14 protein-coding genes and 4 pseudogenes are annotated in these 14,765 nt (G+C 72.6%); 8 read left to right on the top strand and 10 right to left on the bottom strand.

Translation table 11 applies throughout. The features are described 5' to 3' along the window. Nucleotides 1-4 precede the first annotated feature (4 nt). Both AC38ZX_RS20210 and AC38ZX_RS20215 read left to right on the top strand, forming a co-directional pair. Nucleotides 5-532: an RNA polymerase sigma factor gene (locus tag AC38ZX_RS20210; RefSeq protein WP_491295674.1), complete on the top strand. Its 528-nt coding sequence runs from the start codon at nt 5-7 to the stop codon at nt 530-532. After that, on the top strand, nt 529-1,800 hold the full coding sequence (locus AC38ZX_RS20215; RefSeq protein ID WP_491295675.1) for a hypothetical protein: 1,272 nt from the start codon (nt 529-531) through the stop codon (nt 1,798-1,800). Before AC38ZX_RS20210 ends, AC38ZX_RS20215 begins: the two co-directional genes overlap by 4 nt. Before the next feature lie 64 nt (nt 1,801-1,864). On the opposite strand, the gene AC38ZX_RS20220 is transcribed toward AC38ZX_RS20215, so the two are convergent. The 3 genes from AC38ZX_RS20220 to AC38ZX_RS20230 form a co-directional block, all read right to left on the bottom strand. Then, a complete protein-coding gene (locus AC38ZX_RS20220; protein WP_491295677.1) occupies nt 1,865-2,251 on the bottom strand; it encodes a hypothetical protein in 387 nt (128 codons plus the stop codon). Then, entirely contained in the window at nt 2,248-2,727 is a 480-nt protein-coding gene (locus AC38ZX_RS20225) for a hypothetical protein (RefSeq protein ID WP_491295678.1), read from the bottom strand. Before AC38ZX_RS20225 ends, AC38ZX_RS20220 begins: the two co-directional genes overlap by 4 nt. Before the next feature lie 553 nt (nt 2,728-3,280). After that, nucleotides 3,281-3,823: a sigma-70 family RNA polymerase sigma factor gene (locus AC38ZX_RS20230; RefSeq protein WP_426593565.1), complete on the bottom strand. Its 543-nt coding sequence runs from the start codon at nt 3,821-3,823 to the stop codon at nt 3,281-3,283. 126 nt (nt 3,824-3,949) lie between these two features. On the opposite strand from AC38ZX_RS20230, the pseudogene AC38ZX_RS20235 reads away from it, so the two are divergent. Next, nucleotides 3,950-4,234: pseudogene (locus AC38ZX_RS20235) on the top strand (nitroreductase/quinone reductase family protein); the annotation flags it as partial. Nucleotides 4,235-4,405: 171 nt separating this feature from the next. On the opposite strand, the gene AC38ZX_RS20240 reads toward AC38ZX_RS20235, so the two are convergent. Continuing rightward, nucleotides 4,406-5,671 carry a threonine/serine exporter family protein gene (locus AC38ZX_RS20240; RefSeq protein WP_426593567.1) on the bottom strand — a complete coding sequence of 422 codons (1,266 nt, stop codon included), beginning with the start codon at nt 5,669-5,671 and terminating at the stop codon, nt 4,406-4,408. A gap of 16 nt (nt 5,672-5,687) precedes the next feature. Next, nucleotides 5,688-6,107, bottom strand: a complete 420-nt coding sequence (locus AC38ZX_RS20245) for a MarR family winged helix-turn-helix transcriptional regulator (protein ID WP_491297504.1) — start codon at nt 6,105-6,107, stop codon at nt 5,688-5,690. Nucleotides 6,108-6,187: 80 nt separating this feature from the next. Between AC38ZX_RS20245 and AC38ZX_RS20250 the strand changes: the two are divergent. From AC38ZX_RS20250 to AC38ZX_RS20270, 5 genes and pseudogenes are all read left to right on the top strand, one after another. Further along, nucleotides 6,188-8,095, top strand: a pseudogene (locus AC38ZX_RS20250) (ABC transporter ATP-binding protein). Continuing rightward, nucleotides 8,092-8,439 (top strand): VOC family protein, encoded by a 348-nt coding sequence (locus tag AC38ZX_RS20255; RefSeq protein WP_426593570.1) that lies wholly within the window; start codon nt 8,092-8,094, stop codon nt 8,437-8,439. The pseudogene AC38ZX_RS20250 and the gene AC38ZX_RS20255 overlap by 4 nt, the downstream one beginning before the upstream one ends. Next, on the top strand, nt 8,436-9,344 hold the full coding sequence (locus AC38ZX_RS20260) for an RNA polymerase sigma factor (protein ID WP_491295679.1): 909 nt from the start codon (nt 8,436-8,438) through the stop codon (nt 9,342-9,344). The genes AC38ZX_RS20255 and AC38ZX_RS20260 overlap by 4 nt, the downstream gene beginning before the upstream one ends. Nucleotides 9,345-9,357: 13 nt before the next feature. Beyond that, nucleotides 9,358-9,993 (top strand): DinB family protein, encoded by a 636-nt coding sequence (locus AC38ZX_RS20265; RefSeq protein ID WP_491295680.1) that lies wholly within the window; start codon nt 9,358-9,360, stop codon nt 9,991-9,993. Then, nucleotides 9,990-10,807: pseudogene (locus AC38ZX_RS20270) on the top strand (MBL fold metallo-hydrolase). The gene AC38ZX_RS20265 and the pseudogene AC38ZX_RS20270 overlap by 4 nt, the downstream one beginning before the upstream one ends. A gap of 13 nt (nt 10,808-10,820) precedes the next feature. On the opposite strand, the gene AC38ZX_RS20275 reads toward AC38ZX_RS20270, so the two are convergent. From AC38ZX_RS20275 to AC38ZX_RS20295, 5 genes and pseudogenes are all read right to left on the bottom strand, one after another. Continuing rightward, nucleotides 10,821-11,165 (bottom strand): hypothetical protein, encoded by a 345-nt coding sequence (locus AC38ZX_RS20275; protein WP_491295682.1) that lies wholly within the window; start codon nt 11,163-11,165, stop codon nt 10,821-10,823. After that, the gene (locus AC38ZX_RS20280) at nt 11,156-12,340 is read right to left on the bottom strand and encodes a hypothetical protein (protein ID WP_491295683.1); all 1,185 of its coding nucleotides are present in this window, start codon (nt 12,338-12,340) and stop codon (nt 11,156-11,158) included. The genes AC38ZX_RS20275 and AC38ZX_RS20280 overlap by 10 nt, the downstream gene beginning before the upstream one ends. After that, nucleotides 12,340-12,914 (bottom strand): annotated as a pseudogene (gene dcd / locus AC38ZX_RS20285) (dCTP deaminase). Before dcd ends, AC38ZX_RS20280 begins: the two are co-directional and overlap by 1 nt. A gap of 17 nt (nt 12,915-12,931) precedes the next feature. Continuing rightward, complete coding sequence (locus tag AC38ZX_RS20290) at nt 12,932-13,576, bottom strand: response regulator (protein WP_426593577.1); 645 nt, start codon at nt 13,574-13,576, stop codon at nt 12,932-12,934. Beyond that, nucleotides 13,573-14,718 (bottom strand): sensor histidine kinase, encoded by a 1,146-nt coding sequence (locus AC38ZX_RS20295; RefSeq protein ID WP_491295684.1) that lies wholly within the window; start codon nt 14,716-14,718, stop codon nt 13,573-13,575. Before AC38ZX_RS20295 ends, AC38ZX_RS20290 begins: the two co-directional genes overlap by 4 nt. Nucleotides 14,719-14,765 lie beyond the last annotated feature (47 nt).

Below are 14,765 nucleotides of genomic sequence, written 5' to 3' on the forward strand. Positions count from 1 at the left end.
GTGCATGGGGGACGAACGTCTGGCCGGGCTGGTCCGGGATCGGGGTCCGGCGCTCGTCGCCTACGCGTTCCTGCTCACGGGTGAGTACGCGTCCGCGCAGGACCTCGTTCAGGAGGCGCTCGTCAGGACCTTCTCCCGGCGCAGGTCCGGGGCCGACGTCGAGTGGCTCGAGGCGTACGTCCGTCGCGCGATCCTGAACGTCTTCTCCGATGGTTATCGCAAGGACCGACGGTGGTCCGCCGCGGCACCGACGCTGGCTGATCGACTCCCGACGGCCGACAACCCGGACATCACGGCCGTCGACCGCACCGACGTGCGTGCGGCACTGGTGTCCCTCCCGCCGCAGCAGCGTGCGGCGGTCGTCCTGCACCACGTCGACGACCTCTCGGTGCGCGAGGTGGCCGAGCGGATGGGGGTCGCACCGGGCACGGTCAAGCGCTACCTCCACGATGCGCGACAGCGCCTCGGCTCGCTGCTGAGCGAGCACGACGGAGACCACATCGACGTCACAGCGATCCGGAGGCCTCGATGAACGAGTTCCGCGACGGGGTCGAGAACCTGACCCGCGACGTCGCTGCGCACTACCGGAGCACCGCCGGCATCTCCGTGCAGGTGGTCGAACGCGCTGCCCGTCGTCGACGTCGCCGGCGCGAGTCGCTCCTCGCCGCGGCGTCCTTCGCGGTCGTGGCCGTGCTCGGGCTCGGCGCCACCGCACTCGTGGAACGTCCCGCGCCGACGCCTCCGGTCGGTCACCCGACGTCATCGGCGACCCCCACAGCCACACCCACACCGACGCCCTCGCCGACGCCCTCGCCCTCGCCGACCACGACGCGCACCCTCGCGACGAAGGACGCGGCCGCCGAGCCGGACGGCTGGGCCATGACCGACGCGACCTGGGACTCGGTGGGTCCGGGCTGGGCGCTCACGGTGTTCTCGACGATGGCGTACGTCCCGGACGACGACAACGGGCACTTCGACCCCGCCGGCACGCAGGCGCTGTTCCTCGTCGCGCCGGACGGCACGACGTACCGGGTCCTGTCTCTGCCGACCGAATCCGGCGAGGCGCAGGTCATGTGGTGGAACGCCGCCCGAGGCAAGGCATGGCTCTTCTACAAGGGCATCGAGGAGAAGCTGGGGCGCCGCCGAGGTCGACCTGCGCACGGGAGACCAGGGCCGGATTGCGCTCCCCACGAACGTCCTGGGTGCCGACCCGGCTCCCGTTCGGCAGCTGCCCGACGGCCGCATGCTGTGGGCCGATGCGGACCCGTACTTCGGCGTCCCGCTCGGAGGTCTGTTCTGGCAGCAGACCGACGGGTCGTTCTCGACGATCGCAGGCCCGACGCAGATCGAGGGCGATGCCTGGCTCGACCCCACAGGCGCGAGACTGGTCTACCTGGCCCCCGACGCGGCCGGCGGCGGCGTCTCGCTCGTCACGTACGACTCCAGTCCGGTGCCACGCAGACCGTCGACCTGGGCAGCCCACCGCAGGGCATTCGGTGCAGCGTCCAGGACGTCCGCGAGGCGTCGGTGCTGGTGGCTTGCGACGACCCCGACACGTTCGGCCAGCTCCACTACGACGTGTCGCTGACCGGCGACTGGCACACCTCGTCCGACAGCGGCTCGTCACCGCGCCTGGTCCACGACATGCTGGTGTGCGGCGCGTCCGAGCTGCCGTGGAGCCCAGGCGGTCGCGTGCTCCCGGCGCCCTTGGCCGCACAGGGGTGGTACGACGCGCTCGTGCTCCCGGCAGTCCCAGGGGCGCCGCTCTCGATCCCGAAGGCGGGCGCGTGCGGCGAGTGAGCTGACCCGGCCCGGTCGCCGACATCGCGATCCGCGTGCCCGGCCGGATGCGGGCCCTGCAGGGTCAGTCGCCGCCCTGGGTCTGCGGCGGCCCGGTCAGGGCCGGCGTGACCCCGAGGCTGGTGAACCAGCCAGGACTGCCGGTCACCAGGCTCCTGATGGTGCCGGCGACCGGGTCGATGGCGACCAACGACGACGTCGCCGGGCCGTCGATCGAGAACGGCCTGAGCGTCGCGAGCACCTCGGAGCCGTGGACGCCGTACACGAACAGGTTCGGGTCGCCGCCGGCGGCCAGCGGGCGCACACCCTCGGCGTCGACCTCCCACCACCTGGCTTGGGCCTCCGCCGGCCCGAAGGTACCGGCGATCAGCCGGTCCCCCACCCGCCACACCCCACCGAGGCTGACCGCGTCCGGCATCCCGACGAGCAGGCGGGGGGAGCCGGACGTCACGGGTACGAGCCAGAGTCGCTCCCGACCCCCAACCCGAACGCGTCCGTCCCACCGTGGGCGCACTGCATGAGGACGTCGTCGTCATCGACCCACGACCAGGCACGGCACGCCGCCGGTCGGGCGGGATAGGGCGACGGGAGCGCGACCGGGGAGAGCCCGTCGAGCGCGACCGCGGTGGGTCCCGCCACGTCGTTGAGGACCACCCGGGTCGACGAAGGGTTCACCAGCCAGCCGGCGCTGCTCCACTGCTCCTCGAAGGGGGCCGTCTCCGCGCGGATCGCGCCGTCCGCGGTCAACCGACGCAGCACCGCCCGGGACGTGCCCCCGTCGTGGGCCTGGCCCGTGGCGACGAGCACGTCCGTGCTGCCGTCGTGCGCGAACCCGATGGTCGCCCACCTGCCGAGCGTCGGACGTGACTCGCCCGAGAGCAGGTCCAGCACGCGGGTCGCACCGTCGTCGACGTTCTCCGCCAGCACCATTGTTTCCCCGGGAGCCAGTCGAGGAGGTACCAGCCGGCCGGGTCGGTCGGCGTCGGGACGACGAACGGGCGTCCGTCCGGGCTGATCAGATAGATCGCCGCCGGGTCGATGACGCTTTCGTCCTGGGCCCTTGTGCCGTACTGGACCAGGTGCCAGTCGGCGCCGGCCGAGGCCAGCATCCCCGGAGCCATGGGCTGTGCCCCCCGGAACGTCGCAGGCTCTGGGGTCGACATCGACGTGGCGCTCGGCGACGGCCCGGGGATGGTCGTCGGCGAGGGCGTCGGGGTCGGTGTCGCGGTCGGGGCGTCCGTGACGGACGGCACCGGAAGGGCCGGGGGCGGCACCCGCGTGCCCGACAGCTGCACGGCGACCGCGACGGCGGCGACCACGGCAGCTGCGGACAGCGCGGTCGACCCGGTCCGGACGGCGCGCCGGCGGCGCACCCGGCGAACCAGGCCACCGACCTCGGTGGCCGGGTCGGGGGCGGACAGGTCGGCTGCGGCGCGCTCGTGGTCGGCGAAGCCGCGCAGGGCTGCCGCGAAGTCCTCGCTCATGACGGCTTCCCTTCCCGACCGATCACGCGGGCGGTCTCGAACTCGTGCGGGGCATCCGCGAGGGCGAGCGTGGTGCGCAGCTTCGCGGTGGCGTCGGAGAGATAGCGCTTGACCGCGCCCTCGGACAGGTGGAGCGCAGCGGCGATCTCCGCGACCGGCAGGTCGTCGAAGTGACGCAGCACGATGCACGCGCGCTCCCGGGGGGAGAGCAGGGCCAGAGCCGCGCCCACGTCGACCGACGCCGTCGCGGCGTTCTCCGCCCCGGGCACCTGGCCGTCGTCGAAGAGGTGCGCCTTGCCCTGCCAGGTCCGGCGGCGGCGGGTCTGGTCGAGGAACACCGTGCGGATCGCCTGGCGCACGTAGCCCTCGGCCGCGTGGATCTCGGTCACGGCGCGAGGCCGGGCGAAGGTCTTGACGAGCGCGTCATGGACCAGGTCCTCCGCGTCCCGGCGGTCGACGACGAACAGGCACGCGTAGGCGACGAGGGCCGATCGCCGCTCGCGCACCATCTCGTCGAGCACACCTCGCCAGTGCGCCATCGCTCCTTCCCCCTGTCGGTTGATGCCTCAACGGCCTCGACCGACGGAACGTTGGGGTGATCATGCGGCAGCGACGGGCCGACCTCACAATGGGTCCACCGCACTTACCCGGGAGGTCCGACCGCCATGCCCGAGCCACTCGGCCCGCGCGACAGCGTGACCCGACGGCAGGACGCGCTGTACCGGTTGGGCCACGACGTCGACGCCTGGGTCGCGACGACCGACGCTGACAGCGGCGCACCGCGCCTCACGCCGTTGTCCTTCCTGTGGCACGACGACGCGATGCTCTTCGCGACGACGACCGGCAGCCCGACCGGACGGAACCTTGCGGCCAACCCGTCGGTCCAGGTGGGCTTGGGGCTGACCCGCGACGTCGTCCTGGTGCAGGGGACGGTCGACGTGACCCCGGCCGACTCCCTGGACCGGAGTCGGCGACGCGTTCGCGGGCAAGGCGGGCTTCGACCCTCGTCGCCAAGCGGGCCTGTACTCCTACTTCCGGCTCACGCCGCACAGCATCCAGGTGTGGCGCGAGGAGGACGAGCTGGCAGGCCGCTGGCTCATGCGCGACGGGGCCTGGACGGTTCAGCGCTCGTAGGCCCACGTGCGGTCGGTGAGCATGCGGGCGATGGCCAGGCCGATGGCGAGCGAGGCGACGACGAGCGCGGCCTCGACGCCGGCCGCCAGCGCGTCGATCGTGTCGCCGTTCGAGATGGAGAAGACGCTCTGGTAGAGCAGCACGCCGGGCACCATGATCGTCACGGCCGGCACGTAGACGGTGATCCGGGGGACGTCGAGGCGCGGGGCCACCACGGCGGTGAGCAGCCCGACCAGGAGGGCCGCGAGCGCGGCCGCTACCTGCGGGGGTGCGCCCGTGCCCAGGAACCAGATGCGCGGCACGTTGGCCAGCATGCCGATCACGGCGGCCGCCAGCGCGATCCGCCAGGGGCTGTTGAACATGAGGGCGAAGCCGAGCACGCCGACGAAGCTCGCCACGAACCGCAGCGCGAGGAGCGGCCCGGGGTCGAGTGCGGGCGGGGCGGGCGGATGCGGCGTGAGGCTCACGACGAGGGACAGCGCCCAGACCGCGAGCGCGGCCGACGTCACGATCATCACGGCGTAGGTCAGGCGGGCGACGCCGGCCGAGAAGTCCATCTTCGCGAGGTCGAGGAAGCCGGTCACCAGCGGGAACCCCGGGACGAGGAACAGGACGGCCGCGATGTACCCCGCCTGGTGCGGCACCTCGGTGATGCCGGTGGCATCGAGCAGCGAGACGAACCCGAGGTACCCGAAGCAGGCCACGAGCGCGCAGAGCATGGTCACGGCGAACGGATTGACGCCGCGGTGGACCAGCGCGCGACGCAGCGCCTGACCGAGGAACGCTCCGACGAAGACCCCGACGATCTCGGTCACGCCCCCGCCGGTCAGGAAGGAGAACGCGGCACAGGCGATCGCCGCCCAGACCGCGCCCAGCACCAGCGGGTAGAGCGGGGGCTTGGCCGCGATGCGGTCCAGGGACTCGGTGACGTCGTCGACGCTCGTCCGGCCGGTGGCGTCGAGTCGACCGGCCAGCTGCTCGAGCGCGGCGAGCCGGTCGACGTTGATGCCGATCGCGCGCACCTCGGTCACCTCGGTGCGAAAGCTGGCGCCGCGGTGCGAGGTGGTCGTGATCTCGGTCAGCGTCACCTGCGCCTCGTGCCGGTCGATGCCCAGCGCGCGGGCCACCCGCGCCATCGACGCCTTGACGCGGTACGAGCCGGTCCCCGACGACAGGCTGAGGCGACCCACCCGCAGCACCACCCCGGAGCGGCGGATCAGCTCGAGCTCGTCGTCGTCCGGGTCGGTGGCCACACGGCCCATGATGGCGTCAGTCGGCGCCGACCACACGCAGCAGCCGCAGGAGCTCTGCCTGTTCCGGCGACGACAGCCGCGCGAGCCGGTCGGCGACGTGCTCGTGCCGCAGGTGGCGAGTCGCGGCCAGGACGTCGTGCCCGGCCGGCGTCGGCTCGACCAGCGTCGCGCGCCGGTCGGTCGGGTCGGGCAGCCGCCGGACCAGGCCCTCGGACTCGGCCGCGTCGACCTTCGAGGTGACCGACCGCGGCGCCACGGCGAGGGCGTCGGCGAGCGCTCCCGGTCGCTGTGCGGAGCCGCAGTCGTGGAGCGTGCGCAGGAACCGCAGCTGCCCCGGGGCGTACGGCCCGGTCTCGCGACGGACCCCGCGAAGGACCGCGTAGAGGAGCCGAGCAGCTCGCCGGAAGCATCGCGCTCGCGTTCGGTGTTCACACAGCGGAGGCTATCGCAACTTGTGAGCCAGTCACATAGTGAGCTAACCTCAGCGAAATCTCAGCAACCACAGGAGGTGGGCGCATGACGATGCCCCAGACCGGGCGCGGCGCCCCGACGATGCGTGGCTTCTTCAAGGACCGCGAGGTCCGCGAGCACAAAGCTACCAAGGAGACCCGCCGACGGATCCTGCAGTTCGCGCGCCCGTACCGCGGCAGGCTCGCGGTCTTCCTCGTCCTCATCGGCCTCGAGGCCGCCATCGGCGCGGTCACGCCCCTGCTGTTCAAGAACCTCATCGACAACGGCATCACGGCCGGCGACACCGAGGTCGTCATCGCCATCGCCGCCGCCGTCGCGGGCCTCGCACTGCTGGGCGCCGGGCTGTCCGTCGCCGACCGCTGGGTGTCGTCGCAGGTGGGCGAGGGCCTGATCCTCGACCTGCGCACCGCCGTCTTCGACCACGTGCAGAAGATGCCGCTCGCGTTCTTCAGCCGCGCCAAGACCGGGGCGCTCGTGCAGCGCCTCAACGGCGACGTGCTCGGCGCACAGCAGGCGTTCACCAGCACGCTGCAGAACGTCGTCAGCAACGCGCTGACCATCGTGTTCGTCCTCGCGGCCATGTTCAGCATGTCCTGGAAGCTGACCCTGCTGTCCCTGATCCTGCTGCCGGCGTTCGTCCTGCCCGCGCGGTTCTTCGGCAAGAAGATCTCGAAGGTCACGCGCGAGAGCACCAGCTCAACGCCGAGGCCGCGCAGATCATGAACGAGCGGTTCAACGTGGCCGGCGCGCACCTGGTCAAGATCTTCGGCGACCCCGCCCGGGAGTCCGCCATGTACGGCGAGCAGGTCCGCCGCGTCCGCGACATCGGCGTCACGCGCGCGCTGTACTCGACGTGGTTCCGTGTCGGCCTGACCACGCTGGCGTCGGTCGCCGTGGCGACCGTCTACGGCATCGGCGGCGTCATGGCCATCCACGGCACGCTCACCGTCGGCGTGGTCGTCGCGCTCACCGCCTACCTCGGGCGCCTGTACGGACCGCTCACGTCGATGTCGAACGTGCAGGTCGACGTGATGACCGCCCTGGTGAGCTTCGAGCGGGTGCTCGAGGTGCTGGACCTGGAGCCGACAGTGGCCGAGAAGCCGGACGCGACCGACCTGCAGCAGGCCGTGGCCGGCCGGGGCGCATCCGTCACGCTCGACCACGTCTCCTTCCGCTACCCGAGCGCCGACGAGGTCTCGCTGGCCTCCCTGGAGTCCGTAGCGACCCTGGCCCGCGAGGTGCACGGCGAGACGCTCACCGACGTCGGCTTCGAGGTGCCTGCCGGCAACATGGTCGCGCTGGTCGGCCACTCGGGCGCGGGCAAGACGACGCTGTCGCAGCTGGTCACGCGCATGTACGACCCGAGCTTCCGGGGCGGTCCGCATCGCGGGCCAGGACCTGCGCGACGTCACGCAGGCCTCGCTGCGCGCCACGGTCGGCGTCGTCAGCCAGGAGGCGCACCTCTTCCACGACACGATCGCGGAGAACCTGCGCTACGCCCGGCCGGAGGCCACCGACGCGGACATCGAGATCGCGCTGCGCCAGGCGCACATCGCGGAACTCGTCGCCACCCTGCCCGACGGCATCCACACCGTGGTCGGCGACCGCGGCTACCGCCTGTCCGGCGGCGAGCGCCAGCGCCTCGCCATCGCGCGGATGCTCCTCAAGGCCCCGGACGTGGTGATCCTCGACGAGGCCACCGCGCACCTCGACTCGGAGTCGGAGGCGGCCGTGCAGGCTGCTCTCGACGAGGCGTTGTCCGGCCGCACGAGCATCGTCATCGCGCACCGGCTGTCCACCGTCCGGCAGGCCGACTCGATCGTCGTCCTGGAGAAGGGGCGCGTGATCGACCAGGGCACGCACACCGAGCTGCTCGCGCGCGGCGGGGTCTACGCGGAGCTGTACCGGACGCAGTTCGCCGCCTCGGAGCGGCCCGGTACCGTCGCCGCATGATCGGACGCATCGACGAGGTGGTCTTCGACTGCGCCGACCCGGCCGCGCTGGCCGCGTTCTGGGCGCAGGTGCTGGGTGGGGAGGCCGCGGGTCGCGACGAGGACTGGTGGTACCTCGACCCGCCCGGCTGGACGCGCGTCGCGTTCCAGCGGGTGCCCGAGGGCAAGGCCGTGAAGAACCGCGTGCACCTGGACGTGGAGGTGTCGGACATCGCCGCGGCCACGTCCGAGGCCGAGGCTCTCGGTGCCACGCGCGTCGGCGACCTGCACGCGGACACCGCCGGGTCCTTCCAGGTCCTGCTGGACCTCGAGGGCAACGAGTGGTGCGTGGTCAAGCCCGCGTGAGCGTCGATCCTCGCGTCGAGGACGCCTTCGCGATCCTGTACGCCGACACCCACGGCCGCATCGTCCGCTACGCCGCGCGCCGCGGCGCCACCGACCCCGCGGACGTCGCCCAGGGCGTCTTCCAGCTGGCCTGGCGGGCCGCGCGGGACGGCGTACCGGTCACCCTGGGCTGGCTGGTCGGCGCGGCCGACAGCCTGCTGCCGGCGGCCGATCTCGGGATCGACCGGCGTGTGCTGCGGATGCGGTTCTGGGACAAGCTGAGCATCACCGAGATCGCCACGGTGACCGGCGAGTCGCGCACCGCCGTCGTCCGGCACCTCAACGCCGCCCGCCGCGTGCCCGGCGAACCGAACCCGCTGCCCGAGGTCGACGCACCGCTGAACCCGCGCGCCTGGGACGAGCTGCGCGTCCTGGTCCCGCGGGCGGCCGCGAGCCTGGAGAAGGCGCCACGACGGCGCAAGCGGCTGAGCACGCCGGTCCGGGTCGGGCTCGTCGTGGTCGTGCTGGCGGTGATCACCATGATCGCGATCGCCCCGCGCATGGCCTCGCCGGACCTCGACCGCGTGCTCGACTTCCCGTTCTACACGTCGACCGCGGCCCTGGAGGACGCCTCCGACACGATCGTGCGCGGCACGCTGACCGCGGCGGCTGACGGGACCGGCACGATCGACGTCACCGCCGTCGCGAAGGGCTCGTCGGCCACCTCGTTCACCTACGACACGCGTGCGTCGTCACCTGCCAGCGCTCTCGTCGTCGGCGACGAGTACGTCTTCCTGCTCGCCGACGGCGCCCTGGTGAACAGTGCGCAGGGCTTCTACGCGGTCCGCGACGGCACGGCGGTCCCGGTGGGCACGAACACCGTCCCCCTGTCGTCGGCCACGCTGGGCGCGCTCGGCCTGGGGTAGCGAGACTGGTCCGATGGGACCTCGCACCGACCCGTTCCGCGCGCAGTTCGACCAGACCGCCGACCGCCTGCTTGCCCGGCTCGCGGGCCCGACCATGAACAGCGGCGACGACGACGAGGTGCCGGTCCCACCGCTCACGGACGACGAGTACCTGTGGGAGCCCGGGCCGGGCTGCTGGACGGTCCGCCCGCGCGCCGACGGCCCCGGCCCCGGCGCCGCGGTGCTGGCCGGCGGTGGTGAGTGGGGTCGCGACGGCGGGTGGCCGCGCCCGAGCCCGCCGCCGTTCACGACGATCGCCTGGCGGCTCAGCCACCTCACCGAGGGCCTCGCGCTGCGCGCCGACCACAGCGTCGGCACCCACGCGCTGACGCCCGAGGCGGTCGAGCCGCAGGCGACCGCCGCCCCGGCGGTCGACGCCCTGCGCGCGGCGACGGCCGCATGGCGCGACGTGCTGGAGCGCGTGACCGACGACGACCTGGACACGGTCGGATACAGCACCTTCCCCCAGGGCAGCGACCCGGAGGACCCGTTCGTCGACGTCGTCTGGTGGGTCAACCAGGAGCTGCTGCACCACGGCGCCGAGATCGCGCTGCTCCGGGACCTGTACCGCTTGCTCGTGGTCGACCGCTCGGCCACCATCGAGCCGTGACCTTCTGGATCTGCCGGACGTGCGGCGTCGAGCACGCCGAAAAGACCGACGTCTGCCAGATCTGCGCCGACGAACGCCAGTGGGTCCCCGCCGCGGGCCAGGCGTGGGCGACGCTCGACGAGCTGGAGGCGGAGGGCTACGAGGCGCACCTGGAACCCCTCGAGCGCGACCTCTACGCGATCACCAGCACGCCGAACGCGGGCATCGGTCAGCAGTCCAAGCTGGTCTGCACGCCCGACGGGAACGTCCTGTGGGACCCGATCGGCTTCGTCGACGAGCCCGTCGTCGAGGCGGTCCGGCGGCTCGGGACCGTGGTCGCCGTCGTCGCGAGCCATCCGCACATGTACGGCGTGCAGGTCGAGTGGAGCCGTCGGCTGGGGAACCCTCCGGTCCTCGTTGCCGCGTCCGACGTGCACTGGCTGGGCCGGCCCGACCCGGTCGTCGGCACCTGGTCCGACGAGCACGGAGCTGCTCCCCGGGGTCACGCTCAGCCAGCCCGGCGGACACTTCCCCGGCAGCGCCGTGCTGCACTGGGCGGCGGGCGCGGACGGGCGCGGCGTGCTGCTGTCGGGGGACACGATCTTCGCCAACCCCGACCGCCGGTCCGTCGCGTTCATGCGGAAGCTTCCCCAACCACATCCCGCTGTCCGCGGCGGTGGTCGAACGGGTCACCAGCCACGTCGAACGGTTCGCCTTCGACCGGCTGTACGGCAACTTCGCCAACGTCGTCGACCGGGACGCCCGGGCGGTCGTACGTGCGTCCGCCGACCGGCACGTCGCCTGGGTCCGCGGCGACCACGACGACCTCACCTAGTCACCTCACGCACTCACACGATCGTCAGGCGATCCAGGTACAGCGCGTAGACGTCCCGCAGCGTCGTGGCGTACTCGACGTACCACTCGGTGAGCAGGCGGTCGGACTCCTTCACCGCTTCCAGACGCAGGTCGACGGCCCGCCGGTCGAGGGCCTCGAGCTTGTCCGGGATGCCGATCGGGTCGGGTCGCACCACGCCGTGCCGCACGAACGGCAGCACCATGTCGGCCACCCACAGGTCCGCGAGCACCAGGTCCGACTTGAACTCGTCGTACTCGGGCTTGTCGCTGCCCGGCGGGAAGGTCATGTCCCACCACCGGTCCACGGCCCCCACGAACTGCTCAGCGCTCACGACCATGATCCGAAACTACCGACCGCAGTGCGTTCGTCGCGACGAGCCGGCCGTCTCACACGTCCTCCGGGTCGACCAGGAAGTCGGCCTCGTCGGCGATCTCGCCGCCCGTCGCGCCGTGGATGGCGCGGGCGAGCGCCTGGACCTGTGGGGCGGCCCGGCTCCGGGCGACGCGGTGCTCGAACGACGGACGCTCGGCCTCGAGCTCCTCGACGAACTGCGGCTCCCAGTGCACGCGGTACGCGACCACCCCGCGCGAGGTCCACGGCAGCCCGCGCAGCAGCGGCGGGAGACTCGGTCTCGGCGGCCGCCTCCACGGACAGGATGCCGTCGTGCTGCAGGTCGACGAGCACCCCGAACGCCTCCGCCGGGGGCGGCGCGGCCATCATCAGCTCGTCGTAGGCGGAGGCCTCGTCCTGGAGGCGCTGGCGCTCGGCGGGGTCGGCGACGCCGTACGACTCCAACGCGTCGTGCAGGCCCGCACCGCCCACCTCGGTCACCCACGCGGGACGGATGCCGGCGTCCCGGCCGGCACCGGGCAGCGGCCCGTCCCACGTGCCCGTGCCCTCGCCGAGCCGGGCGCGCGGGTGGACCTGCTGCACCACGGCGAGCGCCTCGTGCGGCTCCAGCCAGCGGTCCGAGTAGACGGTCAGGTCGATCGCGCCGTCGACGTCGGGCACCAGCACGATCCCGTTGTCGGCGATCCGGACCGCACCGCCGAGCCTGCGCGCCACGGCCACGAGCCACTGCAGGACCCGCTCCTCCTCGCGCACGGGCATGCCGTCGGGGAACGCGCGCTTGAGACCGTCTCGATCGCCGCCGGGATAGGGCTTGTCGCCGCGCTCCCGGGGGGCGGCGACGACGTACGCGTAGGTCGACCACGACGGCAGCCCCAGACCGACAGCGTCCGGCGCCTCCACCGCGTAGGGGCCGGTGAGCGTCGACAGGCGCGCGACCCGCAACGTGCGGGCAGGCGTCATGTTCGCGCTGACCGTGCGCATGCCCAGCGCGGCGGTCATCGGGCCCATGATCCCCCGCGGCGCCGGCACGTCGTTCTGCTCCCAGCGCGCCTGCGGGAACCGGCTGACCGCGAGCACCTCGACCTCGTCGTCCCCCACGTCCTCGGGGAGGACGAGGAGGTGCCGCGGTTCCTTCGACGCGGGGAGGCGCGGTGCGGCCATCAGACGTCCGAGCGGTGGAAGTTCTGCCAGGACCGCGAGGCCGTCGGACCGCGCTGACCCTGGTACCGCGAGCCGTACTGCGACGAGCCGTAGGGGTGCTCGGACGCCGACGACAGCCGGAAGAAGCACATCTGGCCGATCTTCATGCCCGGCCAGAGCAGGATCGGCAGCGTCGCCACGTTGGACAGCTCGAGCGTCACGTGCCCGGTGAACCCGGGGTCGATGAACCCCGCGGTCGAGTGCGTCAGCAGGCCGAGGCGACCCAGCGACGACTTGCCCTCGAGCCGGGCGGCGATGTCGTCGGGAAGCGTCACGGCCTCGTACGTGGACCCCAGGACGAACTCGCCGGGGTGCAGCACGAACGACTCGCCGGGATCGACCTCGACCAGGTGCGTGAGGTCGGGCTGGTCCTGCGACGGGTCGATGAACGGGTACTTGTGGTTGTCGAACAGCCGGAAGAACTTGTCCAGACGCACGTCGATGCTCGACGGCTGGAGCATGGAGGCGTCGTAGGGCTCGAGGGCCACGCGGCCCGACTCGAGCCGGCCCTGATGTCACGGTCGGAGAGCAGCACGGGGCCACGGTAGTGCGTCAGGCTTGATCGGCGTCATGCGCCAGCAGGGCCACCTGGGTCCGGTTCTCCAGCCCGAGCTTGAGCAGCACGCTCGACACGTGGCTCTTCACGGTGGCCACGGACAGGTACAGCTCGCGGCCGATGTCGGCGTTGCTCGCGCCCCGACCGATCGCCACCACGACGTCGCGCTCGCGCTCGGTCAGCCGGTCCAGCTGCTCCCTCGCGGCGAGGCGGCTGTCCCCCGTGCGCGCGCTCGTGTCCATGAGACGCCGGGCCACCCGCGGGCTGAGCACGGGCTCCCCCCGCGCGGCCGCGAGCACAGCGTCGACGATGCGCGCCGGCTCGGTGTCCTTGAGCAGGTAGCCGCTCGCACCGGCCCGCATCGCGGCCTCGACCTCGTCGGCCGTGTCGAACGTGGTGAGGACGACGACCGCGGGTGCGTCCGTCCGGCGTCGGACCGCGTGCGTCGCCGCGATCCCGTCCGTCCCCGGCATCCGCAGGTCCATCAGCACCACGTCGACGGGGTGCGCGTCGAGCAGCGCCGGCACCTCGGACCCGTCGGCGGCCTGGGCGACCACCGAGATCCCCCGCGCGCCGTCGAGCATGAGCGTCAGCCCCGCGCGCACGAGCGCGTCGTCGTCGACGACGAGAACCTTGGTCATGACTCCCACGGTATCCACGCCTCGAGGCGGAACCCGTCGCCCGCAGGTCCCGCGTGCACCCGGCCGCCGAGCAGCTCGACGCGCTCGGTCAGCCCGATCAGACCGGTGCCGGTCCCGTTGCTGTCCCCCTTGCCTCCGGCGGTGTTCACGACGAGGACACGGACGCCGTCCTCGGCGACCACCTGCACCGTGACCGCGGAACCCGGCGCGTGCCGGCGCGCGTTGGTCAGCCCCTCCTGGCACGTGCGGTAGACGGCCAGGTCGAGGGCGGTCGGCAGGTCGAGGTCCGCGGCGTCCAGCGTCACGTCGACACCGGCCGTGCGGGTCTCGTCTACCAGCCTCGGGACATCCGCGAGGCCGGGCGTCGGGCGCAGCTCGTCGGGGCTCGTGCGCAGGACGCCGATCACGGTGCGCAGCTCCTCGAGCGCCTCGCTCGCGTTCGAGCGCACCACCGCGGCCGCCGTCGCGACCTGCTGCGGGGACAGGTCCGTGCGGTACTCGAGCGCCCCGGCGGTCGTCGCGACGAGCGTGAGGCGATGAGCCAGCGTGTCGTGCATCTCGCGGGCGATCCGCGTCCGCTCGGCAGTCCGCGCCTCTGCGACGCGGTGCTCCTGGTCCCGCTCGGCGCGCCGCGCGCGCTCGCGCAGCGACCACATCAGCCCCGCCCGCGTCCGCCAGAGCGCGCCCCAGCCGAGCAGCGCGGCATGGACCGCGACGTCACCGATCAGCCACCACCGCACCGCGATGCCGACGCCGTCCGGCCACCACAGCGCCCGCAGACCGGTGCCGACGACCACGAATCCGGCCACCCAGAGCGCGGTCGCCAACCGGTACCAGCGGGCCGTCACGAACACCACCGACGCCGACGCGGGACCGGCGACGGCACTGATCGCCGTGAGCACGGCCAGGAGCGCACCCGACAGCATGGGTCGGCTCCTGACCAGCACCAGGGCGCCGAACGACGCGGCCCAGATCACGAAGAGCGACCATCTCGGCAGGGGGTTGGCGTCGTCGTTCCAGGCCGCCCAGACGCTTCCCAGGCTGAACAACGCGAACAGCGCGAGCCAGCCCGAACCGGCCTGGTTGTACCAGGGGCTCGTCAGGTCGTAGGAGGGGCGGGTGTCGCAGTCGTCGGTGGACATGGGGCGAGCGTAGGAACGGGTCGGACGTCGCGATACCTACCGAAGTC

Source organism: Cellulomonas sp. McL0606 (assembly GCF_058248365.1).